Genomic DNA, 17,717 nt, shown 5'->3' with positions numbered 1-17,717 from the left:
GCAAGCGTCTACTTGCTGTTGAAGTCGAGCGCACTCGTCAGGTCGCCCATTGGCTTGGCGCCGTTCTTCAGCAGCGCAACGTCGCGTTCGACCAGGCCCGGCAGCGGCGGCAGCGACCAGCGGTGCGTGATGAAGCGCAAGGTGGATGCCGTGTCGTACTGCGTGCTGTCGACGAAGCCCTTCTTGGCGAACGGCGAGATGATCAGCGCCGGAATTCGCGTGCCGGGGCCCCAGCGGTCGCCCTTCGGCACGGTGGCGTGGTCGTAGAAGCCGCCGTTTTCGTCGTACGTGACGACGATCAGCATGTTCTTCCATTGCGGGCTGGCCTGCAGCTTGGCGATCAGGTCGGCGATGTGTGCATCGCCGTCGGTCACGTTGGCATAGCCGTTGTGCTGGTTCAGGTTGCCCTGCGGCTTGTAGAAAGCCACCGCAGGCAGCTTGCCGGCGGCTGCGTCCGCCAGGAAGTCGCTGTCGAAGTCCTTCAGGTGCGCGGCGCGCGCATCGGGATGCGCCACCGGATCGAAGGCGGCGTAGTAATTGAACGGATGATGGTGCGCCTGGAAGTTGGGCACCGTGTTGTTGTAGATCACGCTGCGATCGCTGCTGGCGGCGTTCCATGCGCCTGCGTACCAGGCCCAGCTCAGGCCCTTGGCGGTGAGCAGGTCTCCGATGGTCTTGGTGGTCTGCGGCGGCAGCGTCGTGGCCTTGGTGGGATCGGCCAGCTTGCCCGTCGTGTCGCTGGCAGCGGGCGCGTTGCCGCTGGGCTGATAGGCCGGCTGCATCGTATTGACGGCATAGAACATGCCGCTGGCATCCTTCGGGGTGAGCGTGCTGTCGTTCTTGTAGACAGCCGCGCCGTTGAGCACCGTGGCAGGCGAGGTGGCCGCAGGCGTCAGCCGGACGAAGTTGCCATCGGCATCCACGTCGATGGCCGAGATCGAGGCCTTGGCCGGGGAGGTGGCGGCATCGGCGTTCGGGTAGGTCGGCGCGCAGGCGCAAACCAGGTATTGGTGGTTCAGGAACGACCCGCCGAAGGCGCCCATGTAGAAGTTGTCGGCCAGTGTGTACTGCTGGGCGATCTTCCACATCTTCATCTGGCTGCCGTCGAAGTAGCCCATGCTCAGGGCGCCCGCGTCGGAGTAGGCAGCGAACTTGTCGTTCTTGCCGCCGTTGATCTGCATCTGGTTGTTGTAGAACCGATGCACAAGGTCGCGCGTGATGGTCGACTGGCCGATCACGATGCCGGTGTTGAAGAAGCCCGCCGGATCGTCGATGCGGAACATCCTGTTCGGCATGCCGACGGTCTGCGCCTGCGTGATCGTGACAGGCTGGCCCGCCGCGGTCACGCCGCCCCACACCGGAGGCAGCACGGGCAAGGCGGAGCCGTCGAAGTCCTTCTGCGGTTCGGGGTTGCCCGGGGACGACTTCGCGTTGACGCCCGGAATGCCGTTGGCGCCGGGGAAGAGCCCGTAGAGATTGTCGAAGCCGCGGTTCTCGGCGTAGATGACGACGACGTTCTGGATCTTGTCGAGCGCGAGGCGGTTGCGGAGCGCCTGGATGACATCGCCGCCCGAACTCGCCTCGGCAACGGCTTCGGCGATTCGCTCGATGGCCTCGTCGATCTCGGCCTGCAGGAGCGCCCTGACGCCCCGGTCGTCGATCTTGTTGTGGTCGCCCATCAACTGCGCCTCGGTCACGCCCAGGCGCTTGGCGAGGGCGGCGCGCGCGGCCGCAAGGTCGCCGCCGTTGTCGTCCATCATCGCGGCGAGTTCGGTGCTGATGGCGCTGACCACGCCGTTCGCGCCGGATGGAGCGCGGAACACGATCGGCTGCGTCACGGCACTTTCGGCGCTGGTGGCCGGGTCGAAGCGCTTGCTCGACGTGCCGATCTCGGCCACGACAGCGCCTTGGCCGGTTACCGTGAAGGCGCCGTTATTGTCGGTCGTCGCGCTGGCTTCGCTGCTGTCGCAACGGCCATTGTTGTTGGCGTCGATGCAGACCTTGGCGTTGCGGTAGTAGCTGCCGGTGACCACGCCGGACGTGGTGGCCGCGCTGGGCACCGGGGTAAAGCCCGATCCGTCGCTGCCGCCGCAGGCTGCGACGACGGCGGCGGTCACGATCGAAATGGGCCAGGGAGAGCGGCGAACCGTCGGGTTGCGCAGCCATCGCGCCAATGCGGCGCGAGATGTTCCAGAGAGTTTCATCATGGTGTTATCAGGTGTCGATGAGCCCGGATCGGATGCCCGGTGTCGGCAATATTCGTCCTGCCGAATGACAGGCACATTTCAGGAAAAGGCTGCATCGCCGTTCGGCGGCCGATTCGGCAGGGCGGACGTCATCCGTCTGTCACCTTCGGTGCCTAAGCTGCACGATCCGCCCGTTCCGCGGCGGCGTGCCTGCGATGCGTATCTCCAATCTGTTCCGGTCGATCCACTTCCGGCTCTGTCTTCTCGCGCTGGTGTCTCTCGCCCTCGGCGCTTGCGAGCGGCAGGCACCGCCCCCTTCCGCGAACTCACCGGCCGCTCCCGTGGCGGCAACGCCTGCGCCGGTGCCTGCGTACGTCGGTGCGACCTACGCGCCCGTACCCGGCAAACCGCAGCCCGGCGCCGCGCAGTTGACTGCGCTGGGCCGCCGGATCTTCTTCGATGCGTCCTTGTCGGCATCGGGCGCGCAATCTTGCGCCAGTTGCCACGACCCGAGCCACGCCTACGGCCCGCCCAACGCGCTTTCGGTCCAGCTGGGCGGCGTCGACGGCCGCACGCAAGGACTGCGAGCCGCTCCATCGCTGCGTTATCTGGAGACGCTCACCGCCTTCTCCGAGCATCACCACGACAATGATGGCGACGACAGCATCGACGCCGGCCCCACCGGCGGGCACATGTGGGATGGCCGGGCAGGTTCGGCGCACGAACAGGCCGGACTGCCGCTGCTGTCGCCGGCCGAGATGGCCAATGCATCGATCGACGAGGTAGCCCGCAAGCTGGAGCGCGCAACCTACGCGGACGAGATGCGCGCCGCTTTCGGTGCCGATGTGTTCGCCGACGGCTCGACGGCGTTCCGCGCCGCGGGCCTTGCGTTGGAAGTCTTCCAGCAGTCGCCGACCGACTTCTATCCCTTCACGAGCAAATACGATGCAGTGCTGCGCGGCGAACAGAAGCTCAGCCCCGCCGAAGCGCGCGGCCTGCGTCTTTTCAAGGCCGAGGACAAGGGGAACTGCGCTTCATGCCATCTCAGCGATCGCACCCAGGAAGGCGCGTTTCCGCTCTTCACCGACTTCGGAATGATCGCGATCGGCGTGCCGCGCCACCGCGGGCTGGCGGCCAATGCCGACCCGGCCTACCACGACCTGGGGCTGTGCGGTCCGATCCGCACCGACCTGCAGGACCATCCCGAATATTGCGGCCTCTTCCGCACGCCGACCTTGCGCAACGTGGCGGTGCGGCAGGCGTTCTTCCACAACGGTGTGTTCCATTCGCTGGAACAGGCGGTGCGCTTCTACGCGCAGCGCGACACGGCGCCGCAGCGCTGGTATGGGCGTGATGCCCGAGGCAGGACGCAGCCCTTCGACGATCTGCCGCCGCAATATCACGGGAACATCAACACCGACCCGCCCTTCGGCCAGCAGCGCGGCGACAAACCCGCGCTGACGGAAGCCGAGATTCGCGATGTGGTCGCGTTCCTGAAGACGCTGACGGATGCCGATCAGCTGCCGGCAGCCGCCCGCACGGCAAGGCCGTAGAGAAGTCCTCGAAGCGCTGTACACACCGGAGTTACCCGGTGAGTCACCAAATGCCAGAATGAAGGCCGGGCTCGACGCCCGATTTCCCGCGATCGAAACAGGATCCTCATGCGCACGCTCATCTTCATCCTCGGCGGCTTCTTGTTGTTCGGCGCCTGCGTGGGCGTGGCCAAGCTCATGTCCAACGGGCTGGCGGATTCGATGCGCACGGCGACGATCGTCTTCGCCGCGCTGTGGTTCGTCATCGCGGCCGCCAACATGTGGGTCGGCGTGGCGAAGGCGGGCTATTCGTTCCTTGAAGAGCTGCCGATCTTCCTGCTCATCTTCTGCCTGCCGGTCGCAGTCGCCGTTTTCGTCAAGTGGAAAGTGCTGTGAGCCGAGCGAAGCCAATGTCACCAATGTCGTCATCTTTAGGCGCACAGGATGCGGCACGAATTGTTGACAATCGGCATGCATCTTGCAGACGAAACGGGACGTGCCCAACCCGGAGACCTCCCGCATGCCCGAAGCTCGCTACCTCGGCGCCCTGCCCACGCATGAGCGCTTCGACTACCTGCCCATCACGCGCCGTGCGGACCATGCGTGGCCGAACGGCGCTCGCCTGGCCGTTTACATCGGCCTCAACCTCGAGCACTTCGCGTTCGGTGAAGGCATGGGCGCATGCATCGGTCCCGCGGCGCCGCATCCCGACGTGCTGAATCACTCATGGCGCGATTACGGCAACCGGGTCGGCGCGTGGCGCATGCTCGAACTTTTCGATAGCTTGGGCCTGCCTTCGGCCACGCTGCTGAACACCGCGCTCTACGACCACTGTCCCGAACTGGTCGCAGCCTGCGTCGCGCGCGGCGACGAACTCGTCGGTCACGGCCACAGCAACTCGGAACGCCAGGCCGACATGGACGAGAAAAACGAAGGCGCCCTGCTCATCCGGTGCCGCGCACGCATGCTGGAGGAAAGCGGCATGGCGCCATCGGGCTGGCTCTCGCCCTGGATCTCCGAGAGCCACCGCACGCCCGACCTGCTGGCAGAGGCCGGCTACAGCTACACCCTCAACTGGTGCCATGACGACCAGCCGGTGCCCATGCGCACGCGCAGCGGCCGCACGCTGTGGGCTGTGCCCTATCCGCAGGAGCTCAACGATATCCCGATGATCATCGCGCGGAAGATGGATGCGAAGGACTTCGCGCAGATGATCATCGACAACACCGACGAGATGGTCGAGCAGTCGCGCCGCCAGCCGCTGGTGATGGGCGTCGCGCTGCATCCCTACATCGTCGGCCAGCCCTACCGCCTGCGGCATCTGCGCCGCGCGCTGCAGCATCTCGCGGGCCTGCGCGACAGCGGCGACATCTGGTTCACCACGCCGGGAGCGATCTGTCGGCACGTGGCCTCGCCTGACCTGGCCCAATTGCCCGGCATGGCCTGACCTGCGAGCCGGGAACATCGCCGTGCCGGACCGTCGCCTGTTCGCCATCGCGCTGGCTGCCACGCTCGCGGGGTCCGCGTGGGCGCTCCCGACCTTCAACGAAGTCCGCAGCGAATTCCGCCCTTCCGACACGGTGGTGCTCGACCGGGACGGCGAGCCACTGCAGCGCGTGCGCACCGACACCGCCGTGCGCCGCGGCCAGTGGATCGCGCTGGCGGACATCTCCCCCGCCCTTCGCACTGCGATGGTGCTCAGCGAGGACAAGCGCTTCTACGAACACAGCGGCGTCGACTGGCGCGCCGTTTCCGCCGCCGCATGGGGCAACCTGTGGAACACGCGCACGCGCGGCGCATCGACCATCACCATGCAGCTCGCCGGCCTGCTCGACGACGACCTGCGGCGTGGCGGCGATGGCCGCAGCCTCACCCAGAAGCTCGGCCAGACGGTGGCCGCGCAGCGGCTGGAGCGCAACTGGCGCAAGGACCAGATCCTCGAGGCGTACCTCAACACCGTGCCTTTTCGCGGCGAGATCGTCGGCATCGATGCGCTCTCGCGCACCCTGTTCGGCAAGGCGCCGCACGGACTGGATGCGCGCGAAGCCGCCTTGGCTGCGGCCCTGGTGCGGGCGCCCAATGCCAAACCGGCGCTCGTCGCGCAGCGCACCTGCGAGCTGATGGGCGCGATGGAGTCGGAGCGCAAGCCGGATTGCGACGCGCTCGACATGTTCGCGACCGCGGCATTGCAGCGCCGCGGCTTCGACGCGAGCGAAGGCATCGCGCCCCATCTCGCGCGGCGCGCATTGAAGGAAGCCGGCCCCGGCGCAGGGACCGTTCGGACGACATTGCGCGCGCCACTCCAGCGCTTCGCGCTCGGCACGCTGCAGCGCCACCTGCGCGAACTCCGCGGGCGCAACGTGGAAGACGGCGCGCTGGTCGTGATCGACAACGCAAACGGCGAAGTGCTTGCCTGGGTCGGATCGTCCGGTGGCCTCAGCCGAGCGGCCGAGGTCGACGGCGTGCTCGCGCAGCGCCAGCCGGGCTCCACGCTCAAGCCTTTCCTCTACGCGGAGGCCATCGCCGAGCGGCGGCTGACGGCCGCTTCGCTGCTCGACGATTCCTCGGCCCAGATCAACACCGCGAGCGGCCTGTACATCCCGCAGAACTACGATCGTCAGTTCAAGGGCTACGTGTCGGTGCGGACGGCACTGGCCGCCTCGCTCAACGTGCCGGCGGTTCGCACGCTGGTGATGGTGTCGCCCGAGGCCTTCGCTCGCCAGCTGCGCTTGGCTGGCCTGGCACTCGCCCAGAGCGGCGACTACTACGGCTACAGCCTGGCACTCGGCAGTGCCGAAGTCTCGCTGCTGGCACTGACGAACGGCTACCGGACGCTCGCGAACGGCGGCCGTTTCGGAGAGACGCGGTTCATGGCGACGCAACGCCCGATGCGCCGCGACCTCCCGGCCATCGATCCGCGCGCTGCCTTCATCGTGGGCGACATCCTGAGCGATACCAACGCACGCGCCCGCACCTTCGGCCTCGACAGCGTGCTCGGCACCCGCTTCTGGACTGCGGTGAAGACCGGCACCAGCAAGGACATGCGCGACAACTGGGCTGTGGGATGGTCGCAGCGCTACACCGTCGGCGTATGGGTCGGCAATGCGAGCGGTGCACCGATGTGGGACGTCAGCGGCACGAGCGGTGCGGCGCCGGTCTGGGCCGAGGTGATGGGCTTCCTGCATCGCAACGAGGCCAGCCGTGCTCCGGCGCCGCCAGCAGGCCTTGTGCAGGCGCGCGTTCGCTTCGGCGACGAACTCGAAGCTCAGCGCAGCGAGTGGTTCATCGCAGGCACCGAACAGGCGGTGTTCGCGCTCTCGCCCGAGGCACCCGCGACCGAATCGGCGCCGCGCATCACGGCGCCGTCCAACGGCACCATCATCGCGCTCGACCCCGACATCCCACCGAATCGACAGCGCGTGCGCTTCGAGGGTGAAGGCCGCGGGCTGCAGTGGCGAATCGACGGCAAGCCTTTCGCGCGCGGCAACATCGCCCAGTGGTTGCCTTGGCCTGGCCGGCATCGGATCGAGCTGGTCGATGCGCGCGGCCAGGTGGTCGACGAGCTCAGGCTCGAGGTGCGCGGCGCCGGCGTGGCCGCGGGCGCGAATCGTTGAGTTGTACGGGTTTGCGTCTGACGCCTGTCAGCCGGCACCGACGACCGTACATCGGCGAATGGCGGACGTGAACGCCGCGCCGCAGCCCACGACATCGTGCGCCGCGAGCCGCTGGGCGGAGTCCGCCGGGCGCACGTACAACTACATCATGAAAACAGCTCGAACATCCAACTGACGGAGGCCCATGATGTTGATCAGGATGACGACCGTGCCGCAAGCTCAAGACCCGCATGTCGTGGTCGCGTGGATTCGCGCAAGCATCTGGGCCAACATCGAAGGCTGGCCATTCTGCAGGCTGAAGTAAGGAGCAGACTCAGGCGGCCGGGCGCGCTTCCCTCGCCCGCCGCGCCTCGTAAGCCTTGAGGTGCGCGAAGGCCACGCGCAGCAGGGACAACGCACCGCCCTCCGCGCCGCGCCGCAGCAGATCCCCCACGATGTGATCGGCCTCGATGGGCGCGCCGCGCTCGATATCCTTGAACATCGATGCGGTCATCATCGAGCCGGGCGTCGTCAGGACCGCGCGAGCCCGCTCGATGGCAATTGCCCGTGGCGCGTATCCGTTGTGGCTTGCGATGGCGACGCATTCGCCCACCATGCCGTTGGCGAGATCGGCAGCCCCGCTCGCCACGATGTCGCCGACGGTGGCACGCATGAGGCAGGTCATGCTGGCGGCCGAGGCGATGAGCACCCATTTCTCCCACATGTCCTGAAGGATGTGGTCGGACGCGACGGCATCGAAGCGGGCCTTGGCGAATGCCGCCTCCAGCGCCTGCAAGCGCGGCGAACGCGAGCCGTCGATTTCGCCATAGGTCAGGCCGTGCACGTCGCTGAGATGAAGAACCGTGCCCTGGTCGTCCAGCGCCGCCGAGATCATGCACAGGCCGCCGAGTACGCGTTCGCGGCCGAAGCGCTGCGTGAGGTCGTCGAGGTGACGCATGCCGTTGAGCAGGGGAAGGATCACGGTGTCCGGGCCGACGGCCGGCGCGAACGAATTCATCGTCTCGGGCAGGTCATAGGCCTTGCAGCCCACGATCACGACGTCGAAGGGGCCACCGATTGCATCAGCCTGCACCGACGGCGGCGATGGCAGTGTCAGGTCCCCGTGCGGGCTCTTGATCACGAGGCCCGTCTTCGCGAGTTGCGCCGCGCGACGGGGCCGCAGCAAAAAGGTCACGTCCTCGCCGGCGGCCAGCAGACGCCCGCCGAAATAACCACCCAGCGCGCCAGCGCCAACTACCAGGAATCGCATGTGAAGTTCTCTCTCTGGACTACGGCCGGGCATTCTGCGCCGTTGTGAGAAAGCTTGCCGGATGCGTGGCAGCCGACCGGCCGCCACGCCCGATGAGAGGCTTACAGGATCGCGACGTGGACCTTGTTTTCGACCAGCAGTTCGGCAGTGCCTACCAGGTTGGTGTAGACGTTGTAGGTCACACCACCCACCTGGGTCGCACCTCCGGCGGCCCAGCCGTCGGGTCCTGCCTCTCCGCCGAGCAGATCTACCTCGCCGTCGGCGCCGTTGATGTGAATGTCCCTGGCATCCATCACCAGCGTATCGAATCCGATGCCGCCGCCCAGATGGCCAAAGTCCGCAGCGTTGACCCTGAATGTGTCGTTACCGGCAGTGCCGACCAGTTCGTCGGCCGCCTTGACGTCGAAGAAGGAACCGAGTCCTTCATCGCGGTGCATCGCGTCGACCCAGCTTCCGTCATGAGCTGCGCTCGCGTCACGGCGCACGCCGGTCTCGTGGGCCGCGATGACCAGCGGCGAGCGCGATGGATCGCCGAACTGGAGCTGCTCCGTGACGACCGACGTATCTCCGTCCGCGTCGGTCAACGTGAAGGTCATCGGCACCTTCAGGTTCGGGGAGGCCACCGAGGTGATGATCTTGTAGTTGCCCTGCTCGTCGAGCGTCATGGTCAGCCCGCTGGCGACCTTGATGGTGACGACGCCGCCGCTGTCGAGGGTGTAGTCGACGCCGCCGATCGTCACCTGGGAGATCGTGAAGCCGCCGTCGGCGCCGAGCGCCACGCCCTCGAGTCGGCCGTTCGCTGTCGCATCGAAGAGGTTGCCGTCGACGATGGGAAGCGTCTCCATCAGGGCATCGGACAGGTCTTCCGCATTCACGACGGGAATGAACAGATCGGTCGGATCGCCGGCAGCAAGAACCTTCTTGATTTCGTCGGTCGCAGTCGGCGTGTCCACCGCCGGGCCGAGACCGACGGCGTAGACATCCAGGGCATCCTTGTTGTCGGTCACGAAAGTCGACCAGCCGGCGGGCTGCTCGAAGCCGACTGACGGTACGCCGTCGGTGATGAAGTAGACCTTCTGATCATGGTCCGGGTCCTTGCTCATGGAAGCCTGGATGAGCCTCTGGGCATCTTCGAGTGCGGCCCTGTAGTTGGTGCCGCCGTTGGTGGGATCGGGCACCGCATTGATGGCCGCCTTGGCAGCCGCGATCGAGGTGTAGTTGGTGGCGCCGGAGGCGCCGTCGAACACCACGAGGTTGATCTCGAAGGACGTCGAATCCGGATAGCTCTCTGCGTACTTGTCGAGCAGATTCAGCGTGGCCTCCTTGGCCAGATTCCAACGCGACATGGGATTTCCGTCCGTGGTCAGCATGCTGCCCGAGTGATCGAGTATCAGCGTGATCACCACGCCGTCTGCAACGTTCGGCATGTCGATGACGAAGTCATCGGGCGATGCGGTCACCTCGTCGTTGACGACCCGGATCTCGCCGGTGGCCGAGACCGACCTGCCGCTGTCGTTGGTCGCGGTGATCTTGAAATCGTTGTTCACGATCTCGCCCACGTTGGCGCCGCTGGTGTCGTGGCTCTTCGGTGCAACCAGCGTGTAGGTGTAGCCGTACTGGCCGCTGCCCAGGTTGGTGATGGTCAACGTGTCGCCGCCGACCGTGACGGTCTTGCCGGAGGCCAGGTCGGCCAGTGTGAGGCCGGTGGGCTGCCCGCCGAGCGTGATCGTGATGCCCGTCACCGTCGGGCCCAGGTTGAAGGTGCCGCTGGCGCTCAGGTCGCTGGTGTCGCTGCCGTCGTCGGCCAGCCAGTCCTTGCCCGTTCCGCCATTCAGGGCGGCCTCGTGGACCACGGTGTCGTTCGCCTGCAGCGAGAGCAGGGACTCGCGGGTCAGCGCCGCCGGATCGGAGGTCGCACCGGCATTGCCGGCGAGGTCGACCACCTTGGCGGTGTAGACGTGGTCTCCATTGTCCAAGCCGCCGTCCTGGAAGGTCCAGTCGGTGCCGTTCACGCTGGCCGTGCCGAGCAGCACGCCATCGCGATAGATCTCGACCGAGTCGCCTGCCGCAAGGCCTGCGCTCAGCGTGCCCTTGAGCAGCGGGCTGGCGTCGCCCGTGGTCGGATGGCTGTTGAAGTCGAATTCGCCCGCAATGCTGCCCTCGTCGTCCACGTAGCTGACGATCGAGACCGTCTGTGTCGGTGGCGTGGTGTCGAGCGTCACGACCTGGTTGTCGGTGCCGCCGGGATTGCCCGCCTTGTCGATGATGCGCACGTCGAAGGTGTTCTCGCCTTCAGACAGCGACGTCTGACCGGAGGTCCACGTCTGCCCGACGACATTGACGTCGGTCCAGGTACTGCCGCCGTCAGACGAAATTTGCACACGTTCGCCATCTTCGAGCGGACGGCTGATGCTGCCGCTCACGGTGATCGAGTCATCCTTGGTGATGAAGTCAGTCGGGACGCCTGTGTCGTCCGCGATGCCAAGGATTTCAACGGTCGCATCAGGCCCTGTGTAGTCGGTGATCAGAGTAAACGGGTCCGACTTGTCGCTGACGTTGCCCGCCTTGTCGGTGGCCGTGACGGTGAACTCATGCTCGCCTTCAGGCAGCGGCGTCGTCGGCGTGTACCTCCAGTTGCCCTGGTCGTCGGCCTTGGCGGTGCCCAGCAGGTTGCCGTTGTCGTACACCGACACCGTGCTGTCCCGCTCGGCCGTGCCCGACAGCGTCGGCGTCGGGTCGTCCGTCGTGTCGCCATCGGCCAGCGGCCCTTGGATGGCACCCACGTCGTCCGTTGCGACGCCGATGCTCGGCACCTCGGGCTTTTGCGTGTCCACGCTGAAGTTGAACGGCGCGGTCGGCTCGCTCACCTCGCCCGCCTTGTCGGTGGCCGTGGCCGTGATGCTGTGCTCACCCTCGCTCAGGTCCGTCTCTGGCGTGAAGTTCCAGGTGCCATCGGGCTTCACTTCCGTGGTGCCTAGTTCGGTATCGCCGTCGTACACCGTGATGGTGCTGCCGGCCTTGCCCGTGCCCTGGATTTCCGGGCGCAGGTCGTCCGTCACGCCGTTGGGCGCAATGTTGTCCGTGATGGCGCCCTGGTCGTCCAGCAGGGCGCCGATCGACACGGTCACATCCGTGGTATCGATCGTCACGTTCACCGGCGAGCTCGGCGCGCTGGCGTTGCCCGCGGGGTCGGTCACCACTGTCGTGAAGGCGTGATCGCCGTCCGCCAGGGGCGTGCTCGGCGTGAAGCTCCAGTCTCCGGTCGTTTCGTCGACCTCCGCTTCGCCGATCTTGACCCCGTTGTCGTACACCGACACCGTGCTGCCCGGCTCGGCCGTGCCCACGAAGGTCGGCGCACTGTCGTCCGTCGTGTCGCCGCTGCTCAAGGGGCCCGTCCTGGCACCCACGTCGTCCGTTACGACCAGGTCGCTGACTGCGTCCGGCTTTGCGGTATCGACCGCGAAGTTCCAGATGCCCGTCGCTTCGCTGGTCTGGCCCACCGAGTTGGTGGCCGTCGCCGTGATGCTGTGCGCGCCGTCCTTCAGTTCGTCGGTGGGCGTGAAGTTCCAGTTGCCATTCGCATCGGCCTGCGCGGCGCCCAGCAGGGTGGCGCCGTCATAGATCGCGATGGTGCTGCCCTTGTCCGCCGTGCCGATGATGGTCGGCTTGGCGTCGTCGGTCACTTCGCCCTTCTGCATGAAGTGCACGTCACCCTTGTCGTCTTGCACGTTCTGGATCACCGGCACGGTCGGCACCGTGACATCCACCACCACGGCATACGGAGCGCTCGGTGCGGTCGCGTTACCCGCGAGGTCCATCTCGATCGCAGTGAACTCGTTGTTGCCCGACACCAGCGGCGTCGTCACCGCCAGCGTCCACTCGCCGTTCTCGTCGACCGTCGTACGGCCCAGTTCGCGGCTGCCCAGATCGTCCTTCACCATCACGATGATGGTGTCGCCCGTCGTGCCAGTGCCGCTAATGACCGGACGGCTGTCGTCCGTAGCTTGACCGCGATCCACATTGCCCGTCACCGCACCCACGTCGTCCGCGACGCCGTTGATGGCGAGCTTGCTCGCGTCCGGAGGGGTCGTGTCGACGGTGAACTCGTACGGATCCGATGCGTCGCTCTCGTTGCCTGCCTTGTCGGTCTCGATGATGACGATCGAATGCTCGCCCTCGGCCAGGTCCACCTCGGGGGTGAACGACCACGTGCCGTCTTCGCCGACCTTGGCCGTGCCGATGGGCTGGCCGTTGTCTTCGATGATGATGGTGGAGCCGGCATCACCCTTGCCCTTGAATTCGGGACGCGTGTCGTCGGTCTCTTCCCCGTTGGCGATCGGGCCCGTGACCGCACCCACGTCGTCGATGGCGCCCTTGACGCCACTGGCGATCCAGGACTTTTCGGGCGGCGGAGCGTCCTTGACCACCTCAGGGAGCGCGGAATACTTCGAACCGCCACCGATTTTCACGGCTGAAAAACCAGCCGCCGCAAATCCACCGACAAGCATGAGAGGCCAGAACGCGAAGTCGTCGTCTTCACCCGGCGGGATCGGATTTCCGGCCAGTGCAATCATCGACGATCCACCATCGGCCAGCGAAAAGATGGCGCCGCCATCGGTGCGGCCGTAGGCATAAAGTTGGCCGTCCTGGGCCACCCCATAAATACCCGGCGGCTGGGCCAGGCTGAAATAGCCCTCCAATACAAGGGCGGGAGATTTTTCGCCCTCGAGGGTGATATGCAGGTCGTCGCCGACGCGCGTCAACGTGGCATTGGCGGGGGCGGTATCGCCCTCTCCCTTGAGCAGGTACTTGACGTTCGGCTGGGCCTTGATCTTCGACGGTTTTGCGCTGCCAAGGGCGCTCGCATCACTTGCGTTGCGACCGTTGTTATCGCCGCTTTTATTGACCAGAACGACCGTCTTCTTTTGAGTCACAAATACACCTCAATACTCAAGGGGGTTTAAAAACAGGCGGTACTCGAATTGCCCAAATGGACCTACAGGCCGGGGCAAAATCAAATCACAAACTTGTCGTAGTACGCATTTGAAGAAAATGCGCCCGGCCACTTTATTGATTCGGATGAATTTGTGGAACGAGAAAAATCGTTGAACGAAGACGGATAACGCCTTTAGGTCGACGGACGTTTCCGACCTGTCGACAATGCGGCGCCTTCGACGACCGCACCGGGCGCGCGCGTACGCAACGCGTGACATCCGGGTTCACAATCACCACGGCCTGCTGCCCTACGAGGAACCCCATGACCGCCTCCGCATCTCCCGAAAGCCCGATCGCCCACTGGCACCAGCTCGTCAAGGAACACGACGTACGCGGACTCGACGCGCTTCTTGCGGATGGTGCGGTCTTCCTCTCACCGGTGGTGCACACGCCCCAGGTCGGGAAGGCCATCACGAAGGCGTATCTCGCCGCCGCGTTCCAGGTCTTCTTCAACCCGTCGTTTCGCTATGTCCGGGAGATCGCCGGCGATCGCGATGCGGTGCTGGAGTTCGAGGTCGAGATCGACGGCATCAAGGTCAATGGCGTCGACATGATCAAGTGGAACGACGAAGGCAAGATCGTCGAATTCAAGGTGATGCTTCGCCCGCTCAAGGCGGTCAACCTGATCCACCAGAAGATGGCCGCGATGCTGCAGGCGAACCAATAGGACTTGAAAACTTCCTCGAATGACCATCACACACCTCTCACCGCCGAGCATCGCTCCCCTCGAAAGCATCCTTCCCGACGAACCCCTGCTGATGATGGGCGCCGGGCCGGTGCCCATTCCGCACCGGGTCGCCTATGCCAACTCGATCGTCATCAACCATCTGGGCGAGACGATGGGCAAGGTCATCGGCCAGGTCAAGGACATGGGCAGGTATGTCTTTCAGACTTCCTCGTCGCATGTGCTGGGTGTCGCCGGGCCCGGGTCCGCGGCGATGGAAATGGCGATCACCAATCTCGTCGCACCCGGCGACCGGGTGCTCAGCGTCGCGAACGGCTACTTCAGCCAACGCATGGCCGAGATGGCCCGCCGTGTCGGCGGCCTGGTGGATGTCCTGGAGATCCCGGGCAACCGAAGTGCGAGCCCGGACCTTGTCGACGAGCACCTCAGGGCGCAGAAGTACGAGGTGCTGACGCTGGTGCAGGGCGAGACCTCCAACACCGTGCACAACCGCGACCTGCAGGCGATCGCGGCCGTGGCGAAGTCCCATGGCTGCCTCGTCATCGTCGACGCGGTTTGCACGCTCAGCACGATGCCGCTGGACATGGACGCGTGGCAGATCGACGCCGTCATCACCGGTGGGCAGAAGGGCCTGTCTTCCATTCCGGGCGTGTCCCTGCTGGCGTTCTCGCAAGCAGCCTGGGACCGGATCGAGCGCCGCGACGCCGAGATGCCGCACTGGTGCCTCGATGCAAGGCTCGCGGACAAGTTCTGGAACCAGAACTCGTACCACTACACGGCCCCGGTTTCCGGCATCCTGGCCATCCACGAGGCCCTTCGACTGGTGTGCGAGGAGACCTTGCCGACCCGCTTTCGCCGGCACAGGCTGTGCTCCGAAGCGCTCCAGGCGGGCATCGAGGCCATGGGCTTGTCGCTGCTCGTCGACAAGCCCTCCAGGCTGAATTCGGTCATCGGGATCAACTTGCCCGACAACGTGGATGCCGATCGTGCAAGAACCTACATGTCCCGCACGCACAAGGTAGAGATTTCCGGCTCCTTCGGCTTGAACATCCTGCGCATCGGCCAGATGGGAGAGCAGTGCCGGGAGCACAACCTCTTCAGGACGCTCCATGCGTTCGGGCTGAGCCTGGAGGCCAACGGAGCCACTCTCAATGTGCCGGCGGGCATGGCCACGCTGGAGCGGATGCTCTCGGAGGGCGGGGAGCGTTCCGGACGCTGATCAGATTGCAGATTGGCAAACCCGGCTCAGTACGTCTTGTACGGCAGGAACTTGCCCGAAAGCACCACGTTCACGCGGTCGCCCTTCGGGTCGGCCTGGCGCTGGATGTCCATGCTGAAGTCGATCGCACTCATGATGCCGTCGCCGAATTCCTCATGGATCAGTTCCTTGATGGTGGTGCCGTACACGCTCACCACTTCGTACCAGCGGTAGATCAGCGGATCGGTCGGCACCGCCGTCGGCAGCGAGCCCTTGTACGGCACGACCTGCAGCCACTTCTGCTCCTCGGCCGTCAGGCCGAATATCTTGCCGATGACCTTGGCCTGCGCGGCGTCGAGCGTCATCTGGCCGAGGCAGGCAGCGGTCGTCCATTCCTTGGAAAGACCGACCTTCTTCGCCACGTCGGCCCACTGGATGCCCTTGGCCACCTTGACGGTGATGATCTTCTCGGTGACGTCGTTGCGGTTCATGCGGATGCTCCTGTTTGCGTTGGTTGTGTATGAAATGGAAGTGAATGCGTCACGTGGCCTTGGCCCGCGTGACGAGGAAATCGACGATGTGGTTGCGCAGCGGGTAGTAGCCATCGAGGTGATGCAGCCCTGCACGCGTGCGCTCGCGCGGCAGCGGGTTGACCACCGTCTCCGCGATGCGGCCCGGGCGGTAGCCGGCCGCGGTCTCGGTGCCGTTGCTCATCAGCAGGATGCGGTCGGCCAGCAGGATCGCCTCGTCCACGTCGTGCGTGATCATGAACACGGTCTGCTGCGTCTGCCGCACGATGCTCATCAGCTCGTCCTGGATGGTGCCGCGCGTGAGCGCGTCGAGTGCACCGAAGGGCTCGTCGAGGAGCAGCATCTTGGGCTGGATGGAGAAGGCGCGCGCGATGCCGACGCGCTGCTTCATGCCGCCCGAGAGTTGCGAAGGCTTCTTGTCGATGGCGCCTTCGAGACCCACCAGCGCCACGAACTTGCGGACCTGCTCGTCGACCTGCGCGGCCGGCCACTCCGGCCAGCGCGACTGGACGGCGAAGGCAATGTTGCGTCGCACGGTGAGCCACGGCATCAGCGCATGGCTCTGGAAGACCACGCCACGCTCCAGGCTCGGCCCGGCGATCTCGCGCCCGTCCATGATCACGTGGCCGTCCGAAGCGGTGTCCAGGCCCGCCAGCACGTTGAGGATCGTCGTCTTGCCGCAGCCGGAGTGGCCGATGATGCAGACGAACTCGCCGCGATCGAGCGCGAAGCTCACGTCGGCGAATACGGGCTTGCCTTCCACGAAGGACTTGGAGAGCCCCTCCACGCTCAGGAATGCCGCGCTGCCGGGACGCAGCGGCGTCGTGAATGTGGGGTCGGCGGAGGGCTTCATCGCAATGCCTCGGTCACTCCACATAGGTCACCTTCCTCTGCAGCCCGGCGAAGGCCATGTCGAGCAGCATGCCGACGACGCCGATCACCACGATCGCGAAGATCACGTTGGTGAGCGAGAGGTTGTTCCACTCGTTCCACACGAAGTAGCCGATGCCCGTGCCGCCCACCAGCATCTCGGCCGCCACGATCACCAGCCATGCGATGCCCATGCTGATACGCATGCCGGTGAGGATGGTCGGCGCGGCCGCGGGCAGGATCACGCGGAAGGCGCGGCGCAGCGGCTTGACCTCCAGCGTGCTCGCGACATTGAGCCAGTCGCGCTTGACCGAGGCCACGCCGAAGGCCGTGTTGAGCAGCATCGGCCACACCGAGCAGATGAAGATCACGAAGATGCCGCTGGTCGATGAGTCCTTGATGGTGTAGAGCGCCAGCGGCATCCACGCCAGCGGCGAGATCGGCTTCAGCACCTGGATGAAGGGATCGAAGGCCTTCTGCAGCAGCGGCGACATGCCGATCACGAAGCCCAGCGGCACGGCCAACAGGCAGGCCAGCAGGAAGCCGAGCGCGACGCGACCCAGCGACCAGGCGAGCTGGATCGCGATGCCCTTGTCGTTGGGGCCGTTGTCGTAGAAGGGGTTCGACAGGTGCTTCCAGGCCGTGGCGCCCATCTCAGCGGGAGTCGGGAAACCTGCCGACTTCACTTGGCCCGGGTCCTTGCCGAGCATCTTCTGGTACTCGATCTGTTCCGCCGACATGCCGGCCTGGGACACCGTGCCGCCCGTCGGCATCGTCGCGACCTGCCACACCGCCATGAACACCAGGAAGAGCAATACCGACAGCAACGCCGCCTTGAGGTTGAGCGCCTTGCGCATG

At 65.6% G+C, this 17,717-nt stretch carries 12 protein-coding genes; 6 read left to right on the top strand and 6 right to left on the bottom strand.

Going from position 1 to position 17,717, the window contains the following annotated elements; translation table 11 throughout:
* Positions 1-8: 8 nt before the first annotated feature.
* Positions 9-2,207, bottom strand: a complete 2,199-nt coding sequence (gene acpA, locus AC1D3B_RS22860) for an acid phosphatase (RefSeq protein ID WP_478192963.1) — start codon at positions 2,205-2,207, stop codon at positions 9-11.
* A gap of 194 nt (positions 2,208-2,401) precedes the next feature.
* Here acpA and AC1D3B_RS22855 point away from each other — a divergent pair, with 194 nt between their 5' ends.
* From AC1D3B_RS22855 to pbpC, 4 genes are all read left to right on the top strand, one after another.
* Positions 2,402-3,739 (top strand): cytochrome-c peroxidase, encoded by a 1,338-nt coding sequence (locus AC1D3B_RS22855; RefSeq protein ID WP_478192962.1) that lies wholly within the window; start codon positions 2,402-2,404, stop codon positions 3,737-3,739.
* A 108-nt stretch (positions 3,740-3,847) separates the two neighbouring features.
* Entirely contained in the window at positions 3,848-4,114 is a 267-nt protein-coding gene (locus AC1D3B_RS22850) for a hypothetical protein (protein ID WP_478192961.1), read from the top strand.
* A 124-nt stretch (positions 4,115-4,238) separates the two neighbouring features.
* Entirely contained in the window at positions 4,239-5,165 is a 927-nt protein-coding gene (locus AC1D3B_RS22845) for a polysaccharide deacetylase family protein (RefSeq protein WP_478192960.1), read from the top strand.
* Positions 5,166-5,187: 22 nt separating this feature from the next.
* Entirely contained in the window at positions 5,188-7,332 is a 2,145-nt protein-coding gene (pbpC, locus tag AC1D3B_RS22840) for a penicillin-binding protein 1C (protein ID WP_478192959.1), read from the top strand.
* A gap of 313 nt (positions 7,333-7,645) precedes the next feature.
* Here the strand turns inward: pbpC and panE are convergent, their stop codons facing one another.
* Together panE and AC1D3B_RS22830 are read right to left on the bottom strand one after the other, a co-directional pair.
* A complete protein-coding gene (gene panE / locus AC1D3B_RS22835) occupies positions 7,646-8,581 on the bottom strand; it encodes a 2-dehydropantoate 2-reductase (protein ID WP_478192958.1) in 936 nt (311 codons plus the stop codon).
* 101 nt (positions 8,582-8,682) lie between these two features.
* Positions 8,683-13,515, bottom strand: coding sequence for an Ig-like domain-containing protein (locus AC1D3B_RS22830; protein WP_478192957.1), 4,833 nt, complete (start codon positions 13,513-13,515; stop codon positions 8,683-8,685).
* 323 nt (positions 13,516-13,838) lie between these two features.
* Here AC1D3B_RS22830 and AC1D3B_RS22825 point away from each other — a divergent pair, with 323 nt between their 5' ends.
* Positions 13,839-14,243, top strand: a complete 405-nt coding sequence (locus tag AC1D3B_RS22825; protein WP_478192956.1) for a nuclear transport factor 2 family protein — start codon at positions 13,839-13,841, stop codon at positions 14,241-14,243.
* A 19-nt stretch (positions 14,244-14,262) separates the two neighbouring features.
* Positions 14,263-15,480, top strand: a complete 1,218-nt coding sequence (locus AC1D3B_RS22820; RefSeq protein WP_478192955.1) for a pyridoxal-phosphate-dependent aminotransferase family protein — start codon at positions 14,263-14,265, stop codon at positions 15,478-15,480.
* Positions 15,481-15,506: 26 nt separating this feature from the next.
* On the opposite strand, the gene cynS is transcribed toward AC1D3B_RS22820, so the two are convergent.
* From cynS to ntrB, 3 genes are read right to left on the bottom strand one after another with little or no spacing between them, the layout of a single operon-like run.
* Positions 15,507-15,950, bottom strand: coding sequence for a cyanase (cynS, locus tag AC1D3B_RS22815; protein ID WP_478192954.1), 444 nt, complete (start codon positions 15,948-15,950; stop codon positions 15,507-15,509).
* A 49-nt stretch (positions 15,951-15,999) separates the two neighbouring features.
* A complete protein-coding gene (locus tag AC1D3B_RS22810) occupies positions 16,000-16,842 on the bottom strand; it encodes an ABC transporter ATP-binding protein (RefSeq protein ID WP_478192953.1) in 843 nt (280 codons plus the stop codon).
* 13 nt (positions 16,843-16,855) lie between these two features.
* The gene (ntrB, locus tag AC1D3B_RS22805; protein ID WP_478192952.1) at positions 16,856-17,716 is read right to left on the bottom strand and encodes a nitrate ABC transporter permease; all 861 of its coding nucleotides are present in this window, start codon (positions 17,714-17,716) and stop codon (positions 16,856-16,858) included.
* Between the last annotated feature and the right edge of the window lies 1 nt (position 17,717).

The organism is Variovorax sp. P5_A3 (assembly GCF_056400665.1).
Note: the sequence above shows the minus strand (reverse complement) of the source record. Positions and strands in the feature narration are given on the sequence as shown.